The organism is Olavius algarvensis spirochete endosymbiont (assembly GCA_900608495.1).
Classification (GTDB): domain Bacteria; phylum Spirochaetota; class Spirochaetia; order DSM-2461; family DSM-2461; genus UBA2779.
Map to the genome: position 1 here is coordinate 1 of UWYT01000193.1, position 2104 is coordinate 2104.

Sequence of the window (2104 nt, forward strand, 5' to 3'; positions counted from 1 at the left end):
GAAGAAAGTGGGGCCAAAAACTCAAAAAGAGATAAAGCCAAAAAAACACATATATCAGGAAGAGGCGCTGCAAAACACCACCAGAACCTATCAGAGATACCTGAAACTTCAAGGCCGCAGCACGAAAAATTTCCGCCATGCCTTTGGCTACCTATTTCGCTTTCTTGGCAACTACAGTGAACTCCACTACCTAAGCTACAATCAGGCTCAAAGCTTCCAAAGCTACCTGATAGAAGAACACCGTCAGCTTTCGCCCGCCTCAGTTAGCAACATCATAGGTGTTGTATCTGGCTTTTATGACTACCAGAAGCAACAAGGAATGATTGCCAATAACCCCTTTGCACTGATAGATAGAATAAAAGTTCCCCAGAAACTCCCCTCTTGGATTCCAAACGAAAAAGAAATGGCCAGGCTGCTTGAAGCCCTGGGCCACTTTGCCAATGGGAAAAACCTAAGAGCGTATAAGCGAGACTACAAAGCGCACATACTCTGCGAGCTGCTCTATTCCACCGGCATGAGAATAAGTGAAGCAGCGGAGCTTCGGCTAGAAGATATAAACCTGGAAGATGCCACCCTGTTAATCCACGATGTAAAAACCCGCAGCCAGAGAACAGGCTTCTTAAACGACTATGTGCGCCGTATCTTACAAATCTACATACAGGAGTTTAGAAACACAACAGGGCAGATCCCAGGCGCCTGTTTGGCAGCAAAAGAAACCTGAAACCATGGCTGAATGCTATCTTGAAGGAAGAATGCCAGGAACTTGGAATGATGCAAATCACCACACATCACTTCCGCCATGCCTTTGGATACCACATGCTACGTGCAGGCTGCGCCATTCGAAGCATCCAGGCCTTTCTAGGTCACCAAAGGCTAAATAGCACCGGAGTATACACCAAGGTAGACAAGCAGGCCCTGCGCAACATATTGGATCGCCACCACCCACGAAGTGGCCACACATGAACTTTGCCAGCCTGAAGCTATCCTATAGCTACTATCTTAAAGGCTTGGGAGAAGGGCAAACAGGCAGGAAAATAGCACTCCTGGAGCGCTTTCAAAACTATCTCAACTTTAGCCGCCGGAGAGATCTTAGAGAAGTAAGCCAGTCTGACATCCTGGGCTTCTTTGAAGCATTGGAAAACCAGGGGCTAAGCCCAAACACCTTGAACAATTATGCAAGCATCCTCAGGCGTCTATTTGTATGGCTCTACAAAAACAACCTGATTCTAAGTTACAGCGCCGAACTGGTGCCCAGGATGAAAACAGAGAAAACCCACAAAGCAATCTTTAGCCGGAAGGAAATGGAACTATTCCTTGAAAGCATAGAAAGCCCTTTAAGAGACCGTTGCTACTTCGAACTACTCTATTCATCGGGCCTAAGATGCTCTGAGGCCATCAGTCTTTTTTGGGAAGATATACAACTAAAGGAACGCATTTTGAAAGTTAGCCAGGGCAAAGGCGGGCGCCAGAGGTATATACCCTTTTCTTACCAGGCGGCAAGGATATTGAAGCTGTGGAAGGATGCCAGCTTCCACATAACCGGCAAGTGGGTATTTCCAGGAGAAAAAGGAAGCCACCTTGTGGAAAACACCATGAGGGGAAGATTCAGAAACCATCTGAAGGCAGCCGGAATAAAGAAAAAGGGCCTGAGCATCCATTCAATCCGCCATAGCTGCGCCACCCATCTACTGGAAGGCGGAGCAGACATACGCTATGTATCAGAGCTTTTAGGCCATAGCAGCTTGGAAAGCACAGTGGGCTACACACACAGAAGCCAGGAGAGCCAAAGACGACACTACCGTATGTACCACCCAAGAGAGAACGGCTATGACAAAGAAGTGGATGAGGCCTACAAAAATGAACTGGAGAGGCTGAGAGGTAAGTTTCAACAACGAGAAGGATTTGTAGAACGATATACAAAAAAGTACTGAAACCTTGCTAATTGGCAGCTAGTGCATATACTTAAGTAGAAGGGTGATGGAGTTGTAAGTACAAATGCGGGAGAGGCCTGGAAGGCACTTAGAAGCCAAAAAAGGGTCGAGTTGGCATTTCACCTCAAAGGAGCTCGATGAGGAGACTGGCCTCTACTACTACGGGGCACGCT

Annotated in this window: 3 protein-coding genes; all 3 read left to right on the top strand. The window is 47.2% G+C overall.

What is annotated here, in order from left to right; all coding sequences use genetic code 11:
- Positions 1-721, top strand: a 721-nt coding sequence (locus S1OALGB6SA_RS05590; protein WP_148084034.1) for a tyrosine-type recombinase/integrase, incomplete at its 5' end; no start/stop codon positions are given.
- 20 nt (positions 722-741) lie between these two features.
- Positions 742-963, top strand: a complete 222-nt coding sequence (locus tag S1OALGB6SA_RS10895) for a tyrosine-type recombinase/integrase (RefSeq protein ID WP_124032821.1) — start codon at positions 742-744, stop codon at positions 961-963.
- Complete coding sequence (locus tag S1OALGB6SA_RS05600; protein WP_124032822.1) at positions 960-1931, top strand: tyrosine-type recombinase/integrase; 972 nt, start codon at positions 960-962, stop codon at positions 1929-1931. Before S1OALGB6SA_RS10895 ends, S1OALGB6SA_RS05600 begins: the two co-directional genes overlap by 4 nt.
- Positions 1932-2104 lie beyond the last annotated feature (173 nt).